Below are 18,152 nucleotides of genomic sequence, written 5' to 3'. Positions count from 1 at the left end.
CGCCCCGCACGAACCACTACTCGATCGGCGGGCTACAGCTCGTAGTCCTGGTCCATCCGGTCCCGCATCGACTCCTCCGTGTCCTCCACGTCCCGGATGTCATCGGACTTGGAGGTGCGCGAGGAGGTGTGCGACGAGGACCGCGAGGAGGACCGCTCCCCGCCGCTCATCCCGCTCCTGCCCGACTTCTTGCCAGGACTTCCGCCGGACCCGCGTCCCGACCGCTCCCGGGACTCGTCATGTCCCCGTTCACGGTCCCGGTCCTGGTCGGAGGCGCGGTCCCGGTCCTGGTGTCTGTCCTGCATACCCATGCGACGTCACTTCCCTGGCACCTGAGGTGATGGCCCGGTCGGACCCGACCCCGCCACACTCACACGCGCCGCGACCCCCCGCACGTCGATCACTCCCCCGGCACCCCCGGCACCCCCGGCATCCCCCGCGGAGCGCTCCGCTCCCGTTCGTCCGCCGCCCCGCCCGCCCCCACCAGCCCGGTCCGCATCCCCTGCACCCGTGGAGCGAACCGCCGCATCTCCCGCTGCCCCACGGTCCCGATCACCCCGGGCAGATACCCCCGCACCCCCTGCATCCCCCGCAGCCACCACTGCCCGTACACATGACTGGACCGGCGCTCGATCCCCGCGACGAGCCGGTCGACCGCCGGTCCCAGCGGATACGTCTTGTTGGACGGCCACGGAAGCCGCTGCCGCAGTTCCCGCATGACGTCCTCCTGGTCGGCCCCGCGCACCATGTCGGTGTCGGTCCAGGACAGATACCCGACGCCGACCCGCACCCCCCGGTGCCCCACCTCGGCCCGCAGACTGTGCGCGTACGCCTCCACACCCGACTTGGACGCGCAGTAGGCGCTCATCATCGGCGCGGGCGTGATGGCCGCGAGGGAGGCGATCTGCAACAGGTACCCCCGGCTCGACACCAGCAGCGGCAGGAACGCCCGCGCGGTCACCGCCGAGCCGATCAGGTTGACCTCGATGACCCGCCGCCAGGCGTCCGGATCGGAGTCCATGAAGGGACCACCGGTGGCGACGCCGGCGTTGGCGACGACGACGTCCGCCTTCCCGAAGCGTTCCCCGACCTCCCCGGCCACCCGGGTCATCGCCTCGTGATCGGTGACGTCGGCGTACCAGTGCGCGCTGTCGGTGTGCAGCCGCCCGGAGACGTCCTCGAGCGCGTCCGGCTCCAGTCCGACCAGCGCGATCTTCGCGCCGCGCGCGGAGAGCCTGCGCGCGAGCAGTTCACCCACGCCGCGCGCCGCCCCGGTGACGACCGCGACCCGTCCCTCCAGACTCGTCCTGCTCACGCGCTCTCCTCCACAACGTGCTCCCGGCCCTGATCCCGATCCCGACTGTCGGCAGTACCCGCACCCACGGGGACATAAGCGGCGACCAGCTCCCGGATCCGCCCGGTGACCAGCTCCGGCGCCTCCACCGGCGTCATATGGCCGACGCCGGGCAGCTCGGTGCTGCCGACGCAGTCGGGGAGCGCCGCGGCCAGTGCGCGGGCGTGCACGGGAGGCGTCAGCCGGTCCGCCGTACCGGCGATCACCGCCGTCGGCACGCGCAGCTCCCGCACCCCGTGCTCCAGGTCGAGGGCGGCCAGGGTCCGTGACCAGGCGTGCCGTACCCCGGCGGGGCAGGCGTGCACGATGCGCGCGCACGCCTCCACCATGTGCGGGGCGGAGCCGGCGCCCATCGTGGCGTACTTGAGGATGCGGCGCGCGACAGGCGTGACCGGTCCGAGCGGGGCGCGCAGACCGAGAACGCGCGCCGTGAGCCAGGTCCGTGCACGCCCGGCGCCCAGCGGTACCACGAGCGACTCGGCGACCAGCCGTGAACTGCCGGTGCTGCACAGCAGGACGGCGGCGGCGTGCTCCCGGAAGCGGACCCGTGCGGCGGCAGCCATGACGGTCATGCCGCCCATCGAGTGCCCGGCGATCACGGCTTTCTCACCGGGCGCGAGGGTGGCGGCGAGCACCGCTTCGAGGTCGTCCGCGAGCGTGTCGGTGGTGCAGGCGGAGTGGGCGGGACTGCGTCCGTGGCCGCGCTGGTCGTAGGCGATCACCCGGTGGTCGCCGGCCAGCTCCCGGATCTGCCAGGCCCAGAAGGCGGTCGAGCAGGTCCAGCCGTGGGCGAGGACGACGGCGGGCGCGTCCTCGGGGCCGTGCACCTCGACGTGCAGCCGGGCGCCGTCCGCGGAGACGGCGGTGAGCTCGCGGACGGGGACGGGCGGGGCGTACGGCCCGTCGGGCACATGCGTCAGTCGGCTCACGCGCCGGCCTCCACCTTCTTGTCGGTGTTCTCCTGCGGACGGGACTGTGCGGACGGGGCCGCCGGGACGGCGCCGGGCGGGCGCAGCACGTCGTACTCGCCGAGGTCCACGCGCCGGGTGGCGCGCCGGAACTCGGACGTCGTACCGGGCCAGACGGTGGTGTTGCGGCCGTTCGCGTCCAGGTACCAGCTGGTGCAGCCGCCGGTGCTCCACACGGTCCGCCGCATCCGCTCCTGCACCGCGCCGTTCCAGGCGGCGACGGCGTCCGGGCGGGCGTCGAGGGCGGCGCGGCCCCCGAGGACGGCGAGCTGGCGGACGTAGTCGGCCAGGTAGTTCAGCTGGGACTCGATCATGAGGATCATGGAGGAGTTGCCCAGGCCGGTGTTGGGTCCGATGATCGTCATCCAGTTGGGGAATCCGCCGGCCGTGGCTCCGCGCAGGGCCTGCATGCCGTCCTTCCAGGTCTCCGCGAGGGTCCGTCCGTCCGCGCCCACGACCCGGTCGGCGATCGGCATGTCGGTGACGTGGAAGCCGGTGCCGAAGACGATGGCGTCGACCTCGGCCTCGCTGCCGTCGGCGCCGACGGCGACCGGTCCGCGCACCTGGGCGAGCCCGCTCGCCACGACGTCCACATGGGGTTGGACGAGCGCGGGGTAGTAGGCGTTGGAGAGCAGGATCCGCTTGCAGCCGATGCGGTAGTCCGGGGTGAGCCGGGCGCGCAGGGCCGGGTCCTTGACGGCGCGCGTCATGTTGCGCAGGGCGAGCCGCTCGACGAGCCCGAGTTCGTCGGGGTGCCTGGTGAACGCCTGGACCTGGAGTTCCCGGATGCCCCACAGCACCGCGCGCCGGGCCCTGGCGGTGACGGGCAGCTGCCGGTGCAGCCAGCGCTCGGCGCCGGTGACGGGCCGGTCGACACGGGGCAGTACCCAGGGCGGGGTGCGCTGGAAGAGGGTGAGACGGGCGACCTCGGACTGGATCGCGGGCACGATCTGGATGGCGGAGGCGCCGGTGCCGACCACGGCGACGCGCTTGCCGCGCAGGTCGTAGCCGTGGTCCCAGCGGGCGGAGTGGAAGACCTTGCCGGGGAAGGTGCCGAGTCCGGGGATGTCGGGGATCTTCGGGTCGGACAGCGGCCCGGTGGCGGAGACGACCAGGTCGGCGGTGAAGTCGCCGCCCGTGGTCTCGACGTCCCACCACAGGCGTTCCGTGTTCCACGTCATCCGCAGCACCTCGTGCCCGAGACGCAGATGCGGCCGCAGCCCGAAGAGGTCGGTGACGTGCTCCAGATAGGCGCGGATGTGTTCCTGGCCGGAGAAGGCGCGTGGCCAGTCGGGGTTGGGGGCGAAGGAGAACGAGTAGAGATGGGAGGGCACGTCACAGGCGCAGCCCGGATAGCTGTTGTCCCGCCAGGTGCCGCCGACGGCGTCCGCCCGCTCCAGGACGACGAAGTCGGTGATCCCCTCGCGCCGCAGCCGTACGGCCGCCCCGAGCCCTCCGAACCCGGACCCGATCACCGCCACCCGCACATGCGTCGCCCCGCGCCCGCCCCGCGCCCCCTGCCGCTGCTCCCCCTGCCGCTGCTCCCGCTGCTTCTCCTGGACCATCCCGAAGCCTCCACGCGTCGTGTAGCCGCACAACCACGCCAGTGAACGCTGGCACAATGGGGAGGTTAGAGCAGCGCACTACCGATGGGTAGGGGCCGGACGAAGGAAAGTTACCGGCGGTACGCCATAGGGTGCCGGTGTGGCAGAACACGGCGGACGGCCCGCGCTCCCGGGAGGACACCCCGGCGGGCGGCGTGAGTACCGGATGGCGGAGCTGGCCCGGCTGGCCGGCATCACGGTGCGCACCCTGCGCTTCTACCGGGAGCGCAAGCTGATCCCGCCGCCCCGCCGCGAGGGCCGTATCGCCTGGTACGACGACCATCACCTGGCCCGGCTGCGCACCGTCTCGGTCCTGCTGGAGCGCGGTCACACCCTCACCGGGATCGCGGAACTGGCGGAGGCCCTCGACCACGGCAGGGACGTCGCCGACCTCATCGGCGTCGAGGCGCCCACCGAGGAGGAACCGGTCCGCCTGACCCCCGAGGAACTCGCCGCCCGCTTCGAGGGCCAGGTCACGCCCGAGAACCTGGCCGCCGCCCTGGAACTGGGCTACCTGGGCACCGACGGCGGCGAGATCGTCCACATCAGCCGCCGGCTGCTGGACGTCTCCTCGGCCCTGGTCCGCGAGGGCATCCCGCTCGCGGACGTCCTCGCCGCGGGCGAACGGGTACGGGAGCACGCCGACGCCCTGGCCGGCCTCTTCGCCGACCTGGTGCTGCGCCACGCCCCCGAGGAGGACCTCCAGCGCCTGCGCCCGCTGGCCCGCAGCGTGGTGGAGGCCGAACTGTCCCTGGCCCTGGACCGCCGGCTGCACAAACGGGACTGAGCGGACCGGCCGACGGCAGCCGCCGGGAACGGACCGAGACGTGGGACGGACCAGGCCGCGGGACGGACCGGGACCGGGCGGTCAGTCGAGGTGGTCGTACACGACGGTCACCGGGGCGTGGTCGGACCACCGCTCGCCGTGCGTGGCGGCCCGCTCGACGAACCCCTTCACGGCCTTGCCGGCGAGGCCGGGCGTCGCGACGTGGTAGTCGATGCGCCACCCCGTGTCGTTGTCGAAGGCGCGCCCGCGGTAGGACCACCAGGAGTACGGCCCCTCGGCCCCCGGATGCAGCTGCCGCACCACGTCCACGTACCCGCCGTCACCCGCGTCCAGCACCCGTCCGAGCCAGGCCCGCTCCTCCGGCAGGAAGCCGGAGTTCTTGACGTTCCCGCGCCAGTTCTTCAGATCGAGATGCTGATGGGCGATGTTCCAGTCCCCGCACACGAGGACCTCCCGCCCCTCGGCGGCGGCCCGCTCCCTGAGCCCCTTCAGATGACCGAGAAAGGCGTCCATGAACCGCACCTTCTCGTCCTGCCGCTCGGTCCCGACCTCACCGGCGGGCAGATAGAGACTCGCGACGGTGAGACCGGGCAGATCGGCTTCCACGTACCGTCCGCTGCCGTCGAACTCGGCGACCCCGAACCCGGTCCGGACGGCGTCGGGCTCCCGCCGCGTGTAGAGCGACACCCCGGCGCGCCCCTTCGCCACGACCGCCGGGGCGTGCACGACGTGCCACCCCTCGGGCCGCGCCACGCCCTGTGGCAACTGCGCCTCCTCGGCGCGCACCTCCTGGAGACACAGCACATCGGCGGAGGTCCCGGCGAGCCACTCGACGAAGCCCTTCCTGGCGGCGGCCCGCAGTCCATTGACGTTCACAGAGGTCACTGTCAGCACCCCGGCACGATACCGGCACACTGGAGGTCGCCCGAGTCCCGTCCACCGGAGAGAAACCCTTACCGCCCCATGAACATCCGCCGAGTGTCCTTCGACCACCCCGACGCCGTACAGCTGAACGACGAGGTGCAGGCCGAGTACCGCCTGCGCTACGGCGACGAAGGCGACGCCACCTACCTCGAACCGGCCCACTTCGAGCCCCCGAACGGCATCTACCTCATCGCCTACGACGCCACCGACCGCCCCGTCGCCACGGGTGGCTGGCGCCGCCAGGACGCCAACCCGGAGGGCCACGAGGACGGCGACGCCGAACTCAAGCGCATGTTCGTGACAGCGGGAGCCCGCGGCAAGGGCCTCGCCCGCCGCCTCCTGGCCGCCCTGGAGGAGGACGCCCGCGCGGCCGGCCGCATCCGCATGGTCCTGGAGACCGGCACCAAACAGCCGGAGGCCATAGCCCTCTACACCTCCAGCGGCTACGAGCCCTGCACCAAGTTCGGCTACTACCGCCACTACGAGAACAGCGTCTGCTACGCCAAGCCCCTGTGAGAGAAAGCCGGTCGGTGCCACACCGAGCGGTGTCCCGGCGCGGACCCGGACGGGCAGCGCGCTCGAGTTCCCGTAGACCGCCGCGACTCTTCCGACAGGTCCATCGGTGACCGGCGGGGCCATCGGTGACCGGCGCGCGCGACGGCGGTCCACTGAGCCACGGAGATCGCGCACTGCGGGCCGCGTTCCAGAACTGCGACGCGGCCCGGGCTCCGCTCCTGGATCCGGTGACCCCACCACGCCGGTCACCCCTGCGAGGAAACGGTCCACCAGCACGCACGCCCTCGGCCAGCCCCCGGAAACGACGAAGATCCCGCCGATCATCATGATCGGCGGGATCTCGTCAACCGCCCCTGAGCTGACTCAAGAACAGTCGTGCGTGGACCTGAGGGGATTCGAACCCCTGGCCCCCTCGATGCGAACGAGGTGCGCTACCGGACTGCGCCACAGGCCCTTGCAACGAGTGAAACTCTAGCATCCGGATCCGGCAGCTTAAAAATCCGTTCCCGGTCCGCCCCGCCGAGTCGTGTTCTGCCCGTCCGGCCTCCCGGAACGGCCGGTCCGGCGCCTGAGGACGAGGCATGTTCAGGACCGGCGGAGCGGGGTCCCAGGGCCCGGCCCCGGGGACGGGAACGGGGACGGAAAGGGGCGGCGGGGGCGTATCCCGCGCCCCCGCCGCCCCTCCGCACGGTCGGCCGGCCGCCGACGCACCGTCACTCGTTGGCGGCCCGAGGCCGCTCCCCGTCCTCGTACTGGTCGAACAGCGGCGTGCGCCCCCGTCCCCGGGACCGGCGGGCGGACGCCGCGCGGCGGGCCTCCGCACCGGGCTGCCGTTCCTCCGCCTCCGCTTCCGTCCCGGTATCCTCCGGCTCCGGTTCCGGCACCGCGGACCGCGCCTCGGACTCCCGCGGCTCGGCGCCCTCCGGTGCCACCGTGCTGGACCGCGCCGAGCTCCACGTGTCCGGCGCCCCGAGATCGACATCGGAGGTGGCCCGCGGAGCGACCGGTGCGGTCACGTACGTCGGCAGCGGCACCGGGACGGGGTCCCAGCTGTCACCGTGGCCGGGCCGGCGCTGTCGCTCACGCTGCTGGTCGACCCACTCGGCGTGGTCGGTCTGCTCGACCAGCGCGCGCCGGCCGGCGGCGAGGGCGGACATGCCGGAATCGGTCTGTGTCTCAGGCCCGTCGTCCGGTTCGTCGGCGTCGGCACCCGCCTCGGCCTGGGCCGCCTCCGCGGCGGTACGGCGGCGCGGCTGGCGCTGCCGTTCCCGGAGCCGCTGCGCGGCGGCCTCGGCCCGGCGGCGGTCCATCTGGTAGGCGAAGCGGTTCCGTTCCTGGATCCGCAGATAGGCGATGTATCCGCTGAGCAGGGCGGCCGGCGCTCCGGGCGCCCACAGGAACGCCAGTCCTCCGACCGCGGCGACGATCGCGCCCAGGGTGAAGGCGAGGAAGAGCACCACGGTGGTGCGCCGACGGCGTGCGAGGACCCTGGTACGCCGGGCACGCGCCGCGGCGGCCTCCGCCGACACGTCGCGCCGTGGCGCCGGTGCGCGCTTGCGCCCCCGAGCGGGGTCGGCGGACTTCGGCGCCGCCGCGACCGGCTGGCCGTGCACAGGATCGTGCGCGGGATCCCGCGCCGCGTCCACACGTTCCGGCGCGCGCTCCGTGACACGCTCCGGCGCTCGTTCCGGGGCCCGCTCCGGCGTCTCCGCCGGCACCCGCGCCCGCACCTTCCGGCGGGTCGGGGGCATGGCGAAGGCCCGGACGTCCACCGAACCGGTGACGGCGTCCGGCGCGTCGGCGTCCGGGCCGCCCTCCTCGGCGGAGCGCGCCCGCAGGTCCTTGGCGTACCGGCGCTCCATCCCCGCCCGTCCGGACAGCAGCCGGATGGCGGTGCTGAAGCGTTCCGTCGGACGAGCCTCGTTCAGCTCGTCCTGCCTACGGAGCCACATCGGCACCAAGTAGGCGGCCCAGGCCCCGACGATGACTGCGTAGATGAGGCCGCTGCTGCTCACGTCTCACACCGTAGAGGGGTTCGCGTGAGGGCATCCGCCAATTGGGCCGGTGTGTCGCACGATCTGGCTGATATTTCCGGCTTTTTTTCTGACGGATGCGATCAGCTGACCGCCCGAGCCGTGAATTCGGTGGCCCCGAAGAGTCAAGAGACGATCAAATTCGAACACGTATTCAATTTGTTCAGCCGCGGGGCGCCGTCCGAGCGGCCCCGCGGCTAGGCCGGATTCCCCGGCGTGTTCTGCGGCGCTCCCTGTGCTGTGTTATGTGGCGAGTCGGGCTGGGTGCCGGGCTGCGGGCGAGCGCTCTGGGAGCGTGCCCGCCGCCAGCGGCTCGCCAACCCGTCGGGCACCTCTTCCGCCGTGAGCGAGAAGACGAGGTGATCGCGCCAGGCGCCGTCGATGTGGAGATAACGGGGCCGGAGCCCCTCCTCCCGGAATCCGAGTTTCTCGACGACCCGGCGGCTGGGACCGTTCTCGGGGCGAATGCAGACTTCGATGCGGTGCAGCCCGACGTTGCGGAAACAGTGGTCCACGACCAGCGCCACGGCCGTGGGCATCACACCGCGGCCCGCCACCGACTGGTCCACCCAGTAGCCGACGTGCCCCGAACACATGGAACCCCAGGTGATCCCGGCCACCGTCAGCTGTCCGACCAGCCGTCCCTGGTACTCGATCACGAACGGCAGCATCCGGCCCCGGTTGGCCTCGGAGCGCAGATGCCGGACCATCTGGCGGTACGTCGGCCGGTGCGCGACCGGCCCGCTGGGCGTGGGCGGCGGGATGGTCGCCTCCCAGGGGCGCAGCCAGTCCCGGTTGCGCCGGTTCACCTCGCGCCAGGCACGCTGGTCGCGCAGCCGGATGGGCCGGAGGACGACATCGCCGTCCGCCAGCACGACGGGCCAGGAGGGGCTGTTCAGCGCGCACCTCCGGAATGTCTCGAGCCGTCGCCGCCGTCGCCGCGACGCACGCCCTGGTGCACGGCGCCGTCCGCCCCCTGGTGCGGCCGGTGGTGCGCGGCACCGCGCGTCGCGTCGTGCGCGGCGTCGTGCGCCACGTTCTTCGCGGCACCGTGCGCCGCCTCGTCCGGGGCATCAGGCCGGGGGTGGTCGCCGCCGGCGAGCTGGTCGACCGCGTGGATCAGCAAGGGCGCCAGTACGGCGAGGCCGTCCTTCACCCCGCCCGTGGAACCGGGCAGGTTGACGATGAGCGTCCGTCCGGCGACCCCGGCGAGCCCCCGGGACAGCGCGGCGGTCGGCACCTTGTCCCGGCCGTACGCGCGGACGGCCTCCGCGATGCCCGGCACCTCGTAGTCGATGACCGCGCGGGTCGCCTCGGGGGTGCGGTCGGTGGGCGACAGGCCGGTGCCGCCGGTGGTGACGATCACGCCGTAACCGGCCTCGGCCCCCGCGCGCAGCGCCGCCCCCACGGGATCTCCGTCGGGGACGACCTGGGGGCCCTGCACGGTGAAGCCGAGGGCGCGCAGACCTTCGGCGATCAGCGGGCCGCCCTTGTCCTCGTAGACGCCCGCCGCGGCCCGGTTGGAGGCGGTGACGACGAGGGCGCGGTGCTGCGGGGCCGGGGCCGTCATGCCCGGCTCCAGTCGCCCGACTTGCCGCCCGTCTTCTCCTCCACACGCACGTCCGTGATGACCGCTCCCTTGTCGACCGCCTTGATCATGTCGATCACGGTGAGCGCGGCGACGGAGACCGCGGTGAGGGCCTCCATCTCGACGCCCGTGCGGTCCGTCGTCCGTACCGTGGCCCGGATCTCCACGGCGTCGTCCGCGACCGACAGGTCCAGTGTCACACCGGACAGCGACAACGGGTGGCACAGGGGGATCAGGTCCGGGGTGCGCTTGGCACCCATGATGCCCGCGATGCGCGCGACGGCGAGTGCGTCCCCCTTGGGAACGCCCTCGCCGCGCAGCAGCTCGATCACGCGGGGCGCGACGAGGACGCGGCCGGTGGCGCGGGCGGTGCGCGCGGTGACGTCCTTCCCGGATACGTCGACCATACGGGCGGCGCCCGCCTCGTCGAGATGCGTGAGTCGGTCCTGCGTGCTCATGGTGTGTCGCGCTCCCGGTCCCGGCCCGGCGCGGTGGGGCGCTCGGGCCTGTTGTGCGCGACACGGTACCTCGCCACCGGCGCGCTCAGCGCAGCAGGACGACCTCGACCTCGGTCCCGGGCTCGACGGAGGTGACGTCCTCCGGGACGACGATGAGTGCGTCGGCGTGCGCGAGGGCGGCGACCAGGTGGGATCCGGCGCCGCCGACCGGGGTGACGGTTCCGTCGGAGTACCGCGCCCGCAGGAACTGTCTGCGGTCCTTGGGCGAGGTGAGCGGCTTGCCGGCGGTGAGGGTGGCCGTGGTGCGGGGGCGGTGGACGTCCGGGAGGCCCATCAGGGTACGGATCGCCGGACGGACGAACACCTCGAAGGAGACGTACGACGACACCGGGTTGCCCGGGAGGGCGAGCAGCGGGGTGTGCTCGCGGCCGATGGTGCCGAAGCCCTGGGGCTTGCCGGGCTGCATGGCGACCTTGCGGAAGTCGATGCCGCCGCCTTCCTCGTCCTCGTCGCCGGTGGGCGAGAGCGCCTCCTTGACGACGTCGTACGCGCCGACGCTGACGCCGCCGGTGGTGACGACGAGGTCGGCGCGGATCAGCTGGTCCTCGATGGTGGCCCTGAGCGTCTCGGCGTCGTCGTCGACGCCGCCGACGCGGTAGGCGATGGCACCGGCGTCGCGGGCGGCGGCGGTGAGGGCGAAGCTGTTGGAGTCGTAGATCTGTCCGGTGCTCAGTTCCGTGCCGGGCTGGACGAGTTCGCTGCCGGTGGAGACGACGACCACGCGCGGGCGCGGGCGCACGCGTACCGTGGCGCGTCCGATCGCGGCGAGCAGCCCGATCTGGGGCGGTCCGAGGAGGGTCCCGGCGTCCAGGGCGCGGTCGCCCGCCTTCACATCGCTGCCCTGGGCGCGTACGTGCGCGCGTGCCTCCGCGGGCCGGTACACCTTCACGTGCCCGGTGGCGCCCTCGGGGGCCAGGCTGCGGGCGCGCATCCCGGTCACCGGGCCCTCGCCGAGACCTCCGTCGGTCCATTCGACGGGGACGACGGCCTCGGCGCCCTCGGGCAGCGGCGCGCCGGTCATGATGCGGGCGGCCTGGCCGGGGCCCACCCGCAGCTCTCCGCCGGCGCCCGCCGCGACGTCCCCGACGACCTCCAGGGCGGCCGGGAACTCCTCGCTCGCGCCCGCCACGTCCGCGACCCGGACCGCGTACCCGTCCATCGAGCTGTTGTCGAAGGGCGGGAGGGAGACCGGCACCGTGACGTCCTCGACCAGCACGCAGCCCTGGGCGTCGAGCAGCTGCAGCTCGATGGGCTCCAGGGGGTGCACGGTGGTGAGGACGTCCTCCAGGTGTTCGTCCACCGACCAGAGGCGGTCCGGTCCTGCGGTCGGGGTCGCGGCGGTGCTCAAGGTGGTTACATCTCCTCGGCTACGTAACTGCGAAGCCAGGTCCGGAAATCCGGTCCCAGATCCTCACGTTCGCACGCGAGTCTGACAATGGCACGCAGATAGTCGCCGCGGTCGCCGGTGTCGTAGCGGCGGCCCCTGAAGACGACGCCGTGCACCGGGCCGCCGGGGGCCTCGTCCTGGGCGAGCTGCTGGAGGGCGTCGGTGAGCTGGATCTCGCCGCCGCGTCCGGGCTCGGTCTTGCGGAGTATGTCGAAGACGTGCGGGTCCAGGACGTAGCGGCCGATGACCGCGTAGTTCGAGGGGGCCTCCGATGCCTCCGGCTTCTCGACCAGGCCGGTGACGCGGACGACGTCGTCGTCCCCGGTGGCCTCCACGGCCGCGCAGCCGTAGAGGTGGATCTGTTCGGGCGCGACCTCCATGAGGGCGATCACGCTGCCGCCCCGCTGTTCCTGGACCTCGACCATGCGCGCGAGCAGCGGGTCGCGCGGGTCGATCAGGTCGTCGCCGAGCAGGACGGCGAACGGCTCCTGCCCGACATGCGGAGCGGCACACAGGACGGCGTGTCCGAGACCCTTGGGGTCACCCTGGCGCACATAGTGCATGGTCGCGAGGTCGCTGGACTCCTGGACCTTGGCGAGCCGTTGGGCGTCGCCCTTCTTCTGCAGAGCCGACTCGAGCTCGTAGTTGCGGTCGAAGTGGTCCTCCAGCGGGCGCTTGTTGCGACCGGTGATCATGAGGACGTCGTCGAGGCCCGCCGACACGGCCTCTTCGACCACGTACTGGATCGCCGGCTTGTCCACGACCGGCAGCATCTCCTTGGGCGTGGCCTTCGTGGCCGGCAGGAAACGGGTGCCGAGGCCTGCTGCGGGGATGACCGCCTTGCTGATCCTGGGGTGTGCCTGAGTCATGTCGGCAACCTTATCGGCTGGCCCTGGCCTGCGTCCTTGTGCAGAATCCATGGGCCCCGGCCGGTCCGGGCCTGTACGGAAGTTCTTCAGAACGGTAGGTGAACGCCCCGTGAAACAGCCCGGACATCCGGCAGGGCCGGACAAGAGAACGCTGCGCCGGAAGTTCCTCACGGCGCGGAACGGGCTGACCGACGACGACGTACGGGAGTGCGCCGCGGCGCTCACCGCGCGGGCGCTCGGGCTGCCCGAACTGGCGCGGGCGCGCACGGTCGCCGCGTACGTCTCCGTCGGCGGCGAACCCGGCACCCCGGCGCTACTGGACGCGCTGCGCGCGCGGGGCGTACGGGTGCTGCTTCCCGCGCTGCTGCCCGACAACGACCTCGACTGGGGCGTGTACGCCGGGGAGGGCTCGCTCTCTCACGTACGGCACGGCGCCCGGACGGTGCTCCTGGAGCCGTCCGGCGCGCGACTGGGCCCGGACGCCGTGACCGCCGCGGACGCCGTCCTGCTGCCCGGGGTCGCGGTCGACACGCGCGGGATGCGGCTGGGGCGCGGCGGGGGGTCGTACGACCGTGTGCTCGCCCGGCTGGAGCGGGCGGGCGTCCGTCCGGCGCTGCTGGTGCTGCTGTACGACTCGGAGGTCGTCGGGCACGTCCCCGGTGAGGCGCACGACCGTCCGGTGGACGCGGTGGTGACGCCGTCGGGGGTGCGCCGGTTCGGCGGGGGCGGGACCTGAGAGCCGCGACGGTTCCCGGACCGGCCCGCCGCTCTACCGGGACGTGCGAACGGCCCTCCACGCGCGCGTGGAGGGCCGTTTCCTTGGAGTGGCCGCCGGTCCGGCGGGCGGTCCGGTGGCCGTGGTGTCAGCGGCTGGGCTGTCAGCGGCCGTGGTGTCAGCGGCTCACGGTTTCAGGGTGAGCGTGTCGCTGGTGCTCTTGTCGACGGCGTTGCCCGAGAACGACCAGGGCAGCAGTTCGCCCTCGGCCCACTTGCCGGTCTGGTCGGTGTAGTGGGCGCTGTAGGCGTGTCCCGAGGCGCCCGTGAGGTTGATCCACTTCGATTTGTCGAGGTCGGCGAGGTTGACGACCATCCGCATCGACGGCACCCAGACGACGCCGTAGCCGCCGGCCGCGTTCCAGCCGGTCGCGTTGACGGTGGCCTCGCCGCCGCTGAGCTTCCAGGGACCGCGGTTGAGGACGTACTGGACGATGCCGGGGCCCTCGGTGCCGAGGGTCTGGTTCTTCAGGAACAGGCGGTGCAGCCGGCCCCAGTTCCAGGAGTCGATGTCCTTGCCCAGCTTGGCGGTCAGCTCCCAGCGCGCGTCGATCATGGCGCGCTTGAAGAGCTGGTCGCGGTTCTCGGCCTTGGGACGGTCACCGACGCCGGCCGGGGTCTTCCACCAGTCGCTGTTCTCGTCGTCCATGAGCTTGCGCACGACCTCGAACCAGCGGTCGCCGCCGTCCGGCTGCGCCTGGTCGGCGTCACGCAGACCGCACTCGCGCACCTTGCTGCCGTCCTCGTCGACCGGGCCGGTGCTGTCGATCTTGTCGACCCACAGGCACTGGCCCTTGACGCGCAGTTCCTTGGGCAGCTTGTTGCCGAAGGCGAGCTTGAGGACGTTGCGCCAGACGGCGTTGAAGTAGGCCGCCGCCGCCGAGCCGGAGTCCTGGGTGTAGTCCCAGCCCTCCAGGAGCTTCTGTGCCTCGCGGACGTCCTTGTCGGCGATGTCGACCTTCAGCAGCTTGGGCACCAGCAGTTTGGCGATCTCGCTGCTGTTGTCGAGCTGCATCTGGCGCATGTCGTCGGTGGAGATCTTGCCGCCGCCCTTGATCTTCGACTCGATCAGGTCGGTGATGCGCTGACTGCGGGTGCCGTAGCCCCAGTCGGTGGTCAGCGTGTAGGGGTACTTGTCCTTGTCGACGACCGCCTGGTTGGCGGTGACGATGTAGCCGCGTTTCGGGTTGTACTCGTAGGGCAGCTCGTCCTGCTGGATGTAGCCGGTCCAGTCGTACTTCGAGTCCCAGCCGGGCGCCGGGATCGACCCGTCGTCGCCCTGCGCACGCGTGGGGATCTTGCCGGGGAGCGTGTAACCGATGTTGTTCTGCGTGTCGGCGTAGATCAGGTTCTGCGACGGCACGTCGAACAGTGCCGCCGCGGCACGGAAGTCCGTCCAGTTCGCCGCCTTGTCCATCGAGAAGATGGCGTCCATGGTCGTGCCCGCGTCGAGCGCGGTCCAGCGCAGGGCGATGCCGTAGCCGTCGCCGCGGTCGGGAGCGGCGGTGTCGACGGTCGCCTTCTTGCCGACCTTCACGAGGTCGTCGTCGCGGTCGGACAGCAGGGGGCCGTTGCCGGTCTCACGTACGACGATCTTCTTGGACGTGCCGCCGGCGACCTTGATGGTCTCCTCACGGCTCTTGAAGGGCACGACCTTGCCGTCGGAGAGGTATCCGTCGCCGGAGAGCTTCTCCAGGTAGAGGTCGGTGACGTCGACGCCGGAGTTGGTCATGCCCCAGGCGATGTCGGCGTTGTGGCCGATTATCACACCGGGCATGCCGGCGAAGGTGTAGCCCGTGACGTCGTACTGGCACTTGCTGGAGACGGTGCGGCAGTGCAGGCCCATCTGGTACCAGACGGACGGCAACGAGGCCGACAGGTGCGGGTCGTTGGCGAGCAGCGGCTTACCGGTGATGGTGTACTTCCCGGCCACCACCCAGGAGTTGGAGCCGATGCCCTGGCCGTTCACACCGACGGCGGTGGGCAGGCCGTCCAGGACCGTGTAGAGGCCCTCCAGCTGGCTGGTGAGGCCCGAACCGGTCGTCGTGGAGGTCGTGGCGCCCGTAGTGCCGGTGGTTCCGGTGGTTCCGGCGGTGCCCGTCGTCGTCTGGGAGGACGTCGTCGAGCCCTCCTGGGCGAACGTCTTGGTGAGCTCGTCGTACTGGCCCTCCTGGACGATCGCCTTGTTGCGGCTGTACGGGTACTGCGGGTACAGGTCGGCGATCTGCTTGGGGCCGAGACGGCTGGTCATCAGGGCGCGGTCGACCTCGTCCTGCATGTTGCCGCGCAGGTCCCAGGCCATCGCCTTCAGCCAGGAGACCGAGTCCACCGGGGTCCACTGCGCGGGCGTGTAGTCGTTGGTGAACCCGAGTGCGGCGTACTCGAGGGAGATGTCCTTGCCGTCCTTGCCCTTGAGGTAGGCATTGACCCCGGCGGCGTACGCCTGGAGGTACTTCTTCGTGGCGGACGACAGCTTGGTGTCGTACTCCTTCTTCGCCACGCGGTCCCAGCCCAGGGTGCGCAGGAACTCGTCGTTCTTGACCTGTCCCTTGCCGAACATCTCCGACAGCCGTCCGGAGGTCATGTGGCGGCGGACGTCCATCTCGTAGAACCGGTCCTGCGCCTGGACGTAGCCCTGCGCCATGAACAGGTCCTCGTCGGACGAGGCGTAGATCTGCGGGATGCCGTACCCGTCCCGCTTGACCTCGACCGGGCCTGACAGACCGTCGAGTGTGATGGATCCCGTGGTCTGCGGGAAGGAGGCACGCACGGTACTGACCGACCAGAACGCCCCGTAGGCGATGCCGCCGATGAGCGCCATCACCAGGACGAGCACGATCAGACGGGCTTTGCGCCCCTTCTTCCTGCCGGACTTGCCGGGCTTGTCACCGGTGGTGGCGGTGGTGTTGGGGGGCATCGCTGTCCTTGCTGTCCTAACGCGAGCGGCAGGCGGTCCTGGAGTGCTGGAGCAACCATAGGCGCAGGGGCCCCCACCGCTTGACGCGGAGTGGGGATCCGTGCGGCCGGATGTTCGATCATGCCGCCGCAAGCGTCAAGAAAGCGTCAAGAATTAGGTAAGGTAATGAAGTAGTTGCCGTGAAGTGCAGACCGCTTCGTGCCGGTATTCGTACCTGTACGACGTGTGTCCGGAACCTCCGCAGGGCTCCGGGCACCCACGGATCAGAAAGGTTCGGCCACTGACCGTTCACCACCTCAACCAGCTCCTGCTCGTCTGCTCGCTCGTCCTGCTCGTCGCCGTCGCAGCGGTCCGGATCTCCTCGCGCAGCGGGCTGCCCAGCCTGCTCGTCTACCTGGGCATCGGCGTCGCCATGGGCCAGGACGGCCTCGGCGACATCCGTTTCGACAACGCCGAACTGACCCAGGTCATCGGGTACGCGGCCCTGGTCGTGATCCTCGCCGAGGGCGGTCTCGGCACGAAGTGGAAGGAGATCCGGCCGGTCCTGCCCTCCGCCGCCGTCCTCGCGCTGGCCGGTGTCGCCGTGAGCGTCGGCGTCACGGCGGCGGGCGCGCACTGGCTGATCGGGCTGGAATGGCGTCAGGCCCTGATCATCGGCGCCGTGGTGTCCTCCACGGACGCGGCGGCGGTGTTCTCCGTGCTGCGCAAGATCCCCCTCCCCTCGCGCGTGACGGGCACCCTGGAGGCCGAGTCCGGCTTCAACGACGCGCCCGTCGTCATCCTGGTCGTCGCCTTCTCGACCGCGGGTCCCGTCGAGCACTGGTACGTGCTGGTGGGCGAGATAGCACTGGAACTGGCCATCGGCGCGGCGATCGGGCTCGCGGTGGGGTGGCTGGGCTCCTGGGGCCTGCGGCATGTGGCGCTGCCGGCCTCCGGCCTCTACCCGATCGCCGTCATGGCCATCGCCGTCACCGCGTACGCCGCCGGTGCCCTGGTGCACGGCAGCGGCTTCCTGGCCGTCTACCTCGCCGCCATGGTGATGGGCAACGCCAAGCTGCCGCACTGGCCCGCCACCCGCGGTTTCGCCGACGGACTCGGCTGGATCGCCCAGATCGGCATGTTCGTCCTGCTCGGCCTGCTGGTCAGCCCGCACGCGATGGGCAACGACATCTGGCCCGCGCTCGTCATCGGGCTGGTGCTGACGATGGTGGCGCGCCCGCTGAGCATCGTGCTGTGCCTGACGCCCTTCCGGGTGCCCTGGGCCCATCAGGTCCTGATGTCCTGGGCGGGCCTGCGCGGCGCCGTGCCCATCATCCTGGCGACGATCCCCATGGTGAACGGCGTCGAGGACAGCCGGAGCATCTTCAACATCGTCTTCGTCCTGGTCGTCGTCTACACCCTGATCCAGGGCCCGACACTGCCCTGGCTGGCCCGCACCCTGAAGCTCGGCCGGCCCGAGGAGGCCGCCGACCTCGGTATCGAGTCGGCGCCCCTGGAGCGGCTGCGCGGCCATCTGCTGTCCGTGGCGGTCCCCGACGGCTCCCGGATGCACGGCGTCGAGATCAGCGAACTGCGGCTGCCCACCGGGTCCGCCGTCACCCTCGTCGTCCGGGACGGGAAGTCGTTCGTGCCGCTGCCCTCGACTGTCCTGCGGCGCGGCGACGAACTGCTGGTGGTCGCCACCGATCCGGTCCGCGACGCGGCGGAACAGCGGCTGCGCGCGGTCGCCCAGGGCGGCAAGCTGGCGGGCTGGCTGGGAATGACCGGCAGGGACCGGCATTGAGAGCGCCGTCACGGACCACCCGGGCCGCGCCGAACGGGACACCCTCACCGATCGGGACACCCGCCGTTCGGAGCGGCCCCGTCGAACGGGGCACCACACGCGCGGACCGCCCCTTCCGTGGTGCCCCTTT

At 71.7% G+C, this 18,152-nt stretch carries 16 protein-coding genes and 1 tRNA gene; 4 read left to right on the top strand and 13 right to left on the bottom strand.

Annotated features, from left to right (window positions below):
- Positions 1-32 precede the first annotated feature (32 nt).
- The 4 genes from ABZ862_RS20310 to ABZ862_RS20295 all read right to left on the bottom strand — a co-directional run bounded on the left by ABZ862_RS20310 (position 33) and on the right by ABZ862_RS20295 (position 3,887).
- Positions 33-311: a hypothetical protein gene (locus ABZ862_RS20310; protein WP_360959941.1), complete on the bottom strand. Its 279-nt coding sequence runs from the start codon at positions 309-311 to the stop codon at positions 33-35.
- An 89-nt stretch (positions 312-400) separates the two neighbouring features.
- Entirely contained in the window at positions 401-1,315 is a 915-nt protein-coding gene (locus ABZ862_RS20305; RefSeq protein ID WP_360959939.1) for an SDR family oxidoreductase, read from the bottom strand.
- Complete coding sequence (locus tag ABZ862_RS20300) at positions 1,312-2,283, bottom strand: alpha/beta hydrolase (RefSeq protein ID WP_360959937.1); 972 nt, start codon at positions 2,281-2,283, stop codon at positions 1,312-1,314. Before ABZ862_RS20300 ends, ABZ862_RS20305 begins: the two co-directional genes overlap by 4 nt.
- Positions 2,280-3,887, bottom strand: coding sequence for an NAD(P)/FAD-dependent oxidoreductase (locus tag ABZ862_RS20295; RefSeq protein ID WP_360959935.1), 1,608 nt, complete (start codon positions 3,885-3,887; stop codon positions 2,280-2,282). The genes ABZ862_RS20300 and ABZ862_RS20295 overlap by 4 nt, the downstream gene beginning before the upstream one ends.
- Before the next feature lie 205 nt (positions 3,888-4,092).
- Between ABZ862_RS20295 and ABZ862_RS20290 the strand changes: the two genes are divergently transcribed.
- Positions 4,093-4,713, top strand: a complete 621-nt coding sequence (locus tag ABZ862_RS20290; RefSeq protein WP_360960207.1) for a MerR family transcriptional regulator — start codon at positions 4,093-4,095, stop codon at positions 4,711-4,713.
- 81 nt (positions 4,714-4,794) lie between these two features.
- Here the strand turns inward: ABZ862_RS20290 and ABZ862_RS20285 are convergent, their stop codons facing one another.
- Positions 4,795-5,607 carry an exodeoxyribonuclease III gene (locus ABZ862_RS20285; protein WP_360959933.1) on the bottom strand — a complete coding sequence of 271 codons (813 nt, stop codon included), beginning with the start codon at positions 5,605-5,607 and terminating at the stop codon, positions 4,795-4,797.
- 69 nt (positions 5,608-5,676) lie between these two features.
- Here ABZ862_RS20285 and ABZ862_RS20280 point away from each other — a divergent pair, with 69 nt between their 5' ends.
- A complete protein-coding gene (locus ABZ862_RS20280; RefSeq protein WP_360959931.1) occupies positions 5,677-6,153 on the top strand; it encodes a GNAT family N-acetyltransferase in 477 nt (158 codons plus the stop codon).
- A 380-nt stretch (positions 6,154-6,533) separates the two neighbouring features.
- Here ABZ862_RS20280 and ABZ862_RS20275 read toward each other — a convergent pair.
- The 7 genes from ABZ862_RS20275 to galU form a co-directional block, all read right to left on the bottom strand.
- Positions 6,534-6,607, bottom strand: a tRNA-Ala gene (locus tag ABZ862_RS20275).
- Positions 6,608-6,866: 259 nt separating this feature from the next.
- Positions 6,867-8,168, bottom strand: a complete 1,302-nt coding sequence (gene glpR / locus ABZ862_RS20270; RefSeq protein ID WP_360959929.1) for a gephyrin-like molybdotransferase receptor GlpR — start codon at positions 8,166-8,168, stop codon at positions 6,867-6,869.
- A gap of 215 nt (positions 8,169-8,383) precedes the next feature.
- A complete protein-coding gene (locus tag ABZ862_RS20265; protein WP_360959928.1) occupies positions 8,384-9,061 on the bottom strand; it encodes a GNAT family protein in 678 nt (225 codons plus the stop codon).
- Between the two features lie 20 nt (positions 9,062-9,081).
- Positions 9,082-9,756 (bottom strand): MogA/MoaB family molybdenum cofactor biosynthesis protein, encoded by a 675-nt coding sequence (locus ABZ862_RS20260; protein ID WP_360959926.1) that lies wholly within the window; start codon positions 9,754-9,756, stop codon positions 9,082-9,084.
- Positions 9,753-10,232 carry a cyclic pyranopterin monophosphate synthase MoaC gene (moaC, locus tag ABZ862_RS20255; protein ID WP_360959924.1) on the bottom strand — a complete coding sequence of 160 codons (480 nt, stop codon included), beginning with the start codon at positions 10,230-10,232 and terminating at the stop codon, positions 9,753-9,755. Before moaC ends, ABZ862_RS20260 begins: the two co-directional genes overlap by 4 nt.
- An 85-nt stretch (positions 10,233-10,317) precedes the next feature.
- Positions 10,318-11,640 carry a gephyrin-like molybdotransferase Glp gene (gene glp, locus ABZ862_RS20250; protein ID WP_360959922.1) on the bottom strand — a complete coding sequence of 441 codons (1,323 nt, stop codon included), beginning with the start codon at positions 11,638-11,640 and terminating at the stop codon, positions 10,318-10,320.
- Positions 11,641-11,645: 5 nt separating this feature from the next.
- Positions 11,646-12,548 carry a UTP--glucose-1-phosphate uridylyltransferase GalU gene (gene galU / locus ABZ862_RS20245; protein WP_360959921.1) on the bottom strand — a complete coding sequence of 301 codons (903 nt, stop codon included), beginning with the start codon at positions 12,546-12,548 and terminating at the stop codon, positions 11,646-11,648.
- A 109-nt stretch (positions 12,549-12,657) separates the two neighbouring features.
- Between galU and ABZ862_RS20240 the strand changes: the two genes are divergently transcribed.
- Positions 12,658-13,284 carry a 5-formyltetrahydrofolate cyclo-ligase gene (locus ABZ862_RS20240; protein ID WP_360959919.1) on the top strand — a complete coding sequence of 209 codons (627 nt, stop codon included), beginning with the start codon at positions 12,658-12,660 and terminating at the stop codon, positions 13,282-13,284.
- A gap of 165 nt (positions 13,285-13,449) precedes the next feature.
- On the opposite strand, the gene ABZ862_RS20235 is transcribed toward ABZ862_RS20240, so the two are convergent.
- Positions 13,450-16,239 (bottom strand): penicillin acylase family protein, encoded by a 2,790-nt coding sequence (locus ABZ862_RS20235; RefSeq protein WP_360959918.1) that lies wholly within the window; start codon positions 16,237-16,239, stop codon positions 13,450-13,452.
- A 223-nt stretch (positions 16,240-16,462) separates the two neighbouring features.
- On the opposite strand from ABZ862_RS20235, the gene ABZ862_RS20230 reads away from it, so the two are divergent.
- Positions 16,463-18,022, top strand: coding sequence for a potassium/proton antiporter (locus ABZ862_RS20230; RefSeq protein ID WP_360960205.1), 1,560 nt, complete (start codon positions 16,463-16,465; stop codon positions 18,020-18,022).
- Positions 18,023-18,152: the final 130 nt, after the last annotated feature.

It is taken from the genome of Streptomyces sp. NPDC047000 (assembly GCF_040644295.1).
Classification (GTDB): Bacteria; Actinomycetota; Actinomycetes; order Streptomycetales; family Streptomycetaceae; genus Streptomyces.
This window is presented reverse-complemented; position numbering and strand designations above follow the sequence as displayed.

Coding starts and splice junctions, on each gene's coding strand:
- ABZ862_RS20235 (WP_360959918.1), bottom strand. CDS start 16,239: ATGCCCCCCAACACCACCGCCACCACCGGTGACAAGCCCGGCAAGTCC.
- galU (WP_360959921.1), bottom strand. CDS start 12,548: ATGACTCAGGCACACCCCAGGATCAGCAAGGCGGTCATCCCCGCAGCA.
- ABZ862_RS20295 (WP_360959935.1), bottom strand. CDS start 3,887: ATGGTCCAGGAGAAGCAGCGGGAGCAGCGGCAGGGGGAGCAGCGGCAG.
- moaC (WP_360959924.1), bottom strand. CDS start 10,232: ATGAGCACGCAGGACCGACTCACGCATCTCGACGAGGCGGGCGCCGCC.
- ABZ862_RS20310 (WP_360959941.1), bottom strand. CDS start 311: ATGGGTATGCAGGACAGACACCAGGACCGGGACCGCGCCTCCGACCAG.
- ABZ862_RS20260 (WP_360959926.1), bottom strand. CDS start 9,756: ATGACGGCCCCGGCCCCGCAGCACCGCGCCCTCGTCGTCACCGCCTCC.
- ABZ862_RS20280 (WP_360959931.1), top strand. CDS start 5,677: ATGAACATCCGCCGAGTGTCCTTCGACCACCCCGACGCCGTACAGCTG.
- ABZ862_RS20290 (WP_360960207.1), top strand. CDS start 4,093: ATGGCGGAGCTGGCCCGGCTGGCCGGCATCACGGTGCGCACCCTGCGC.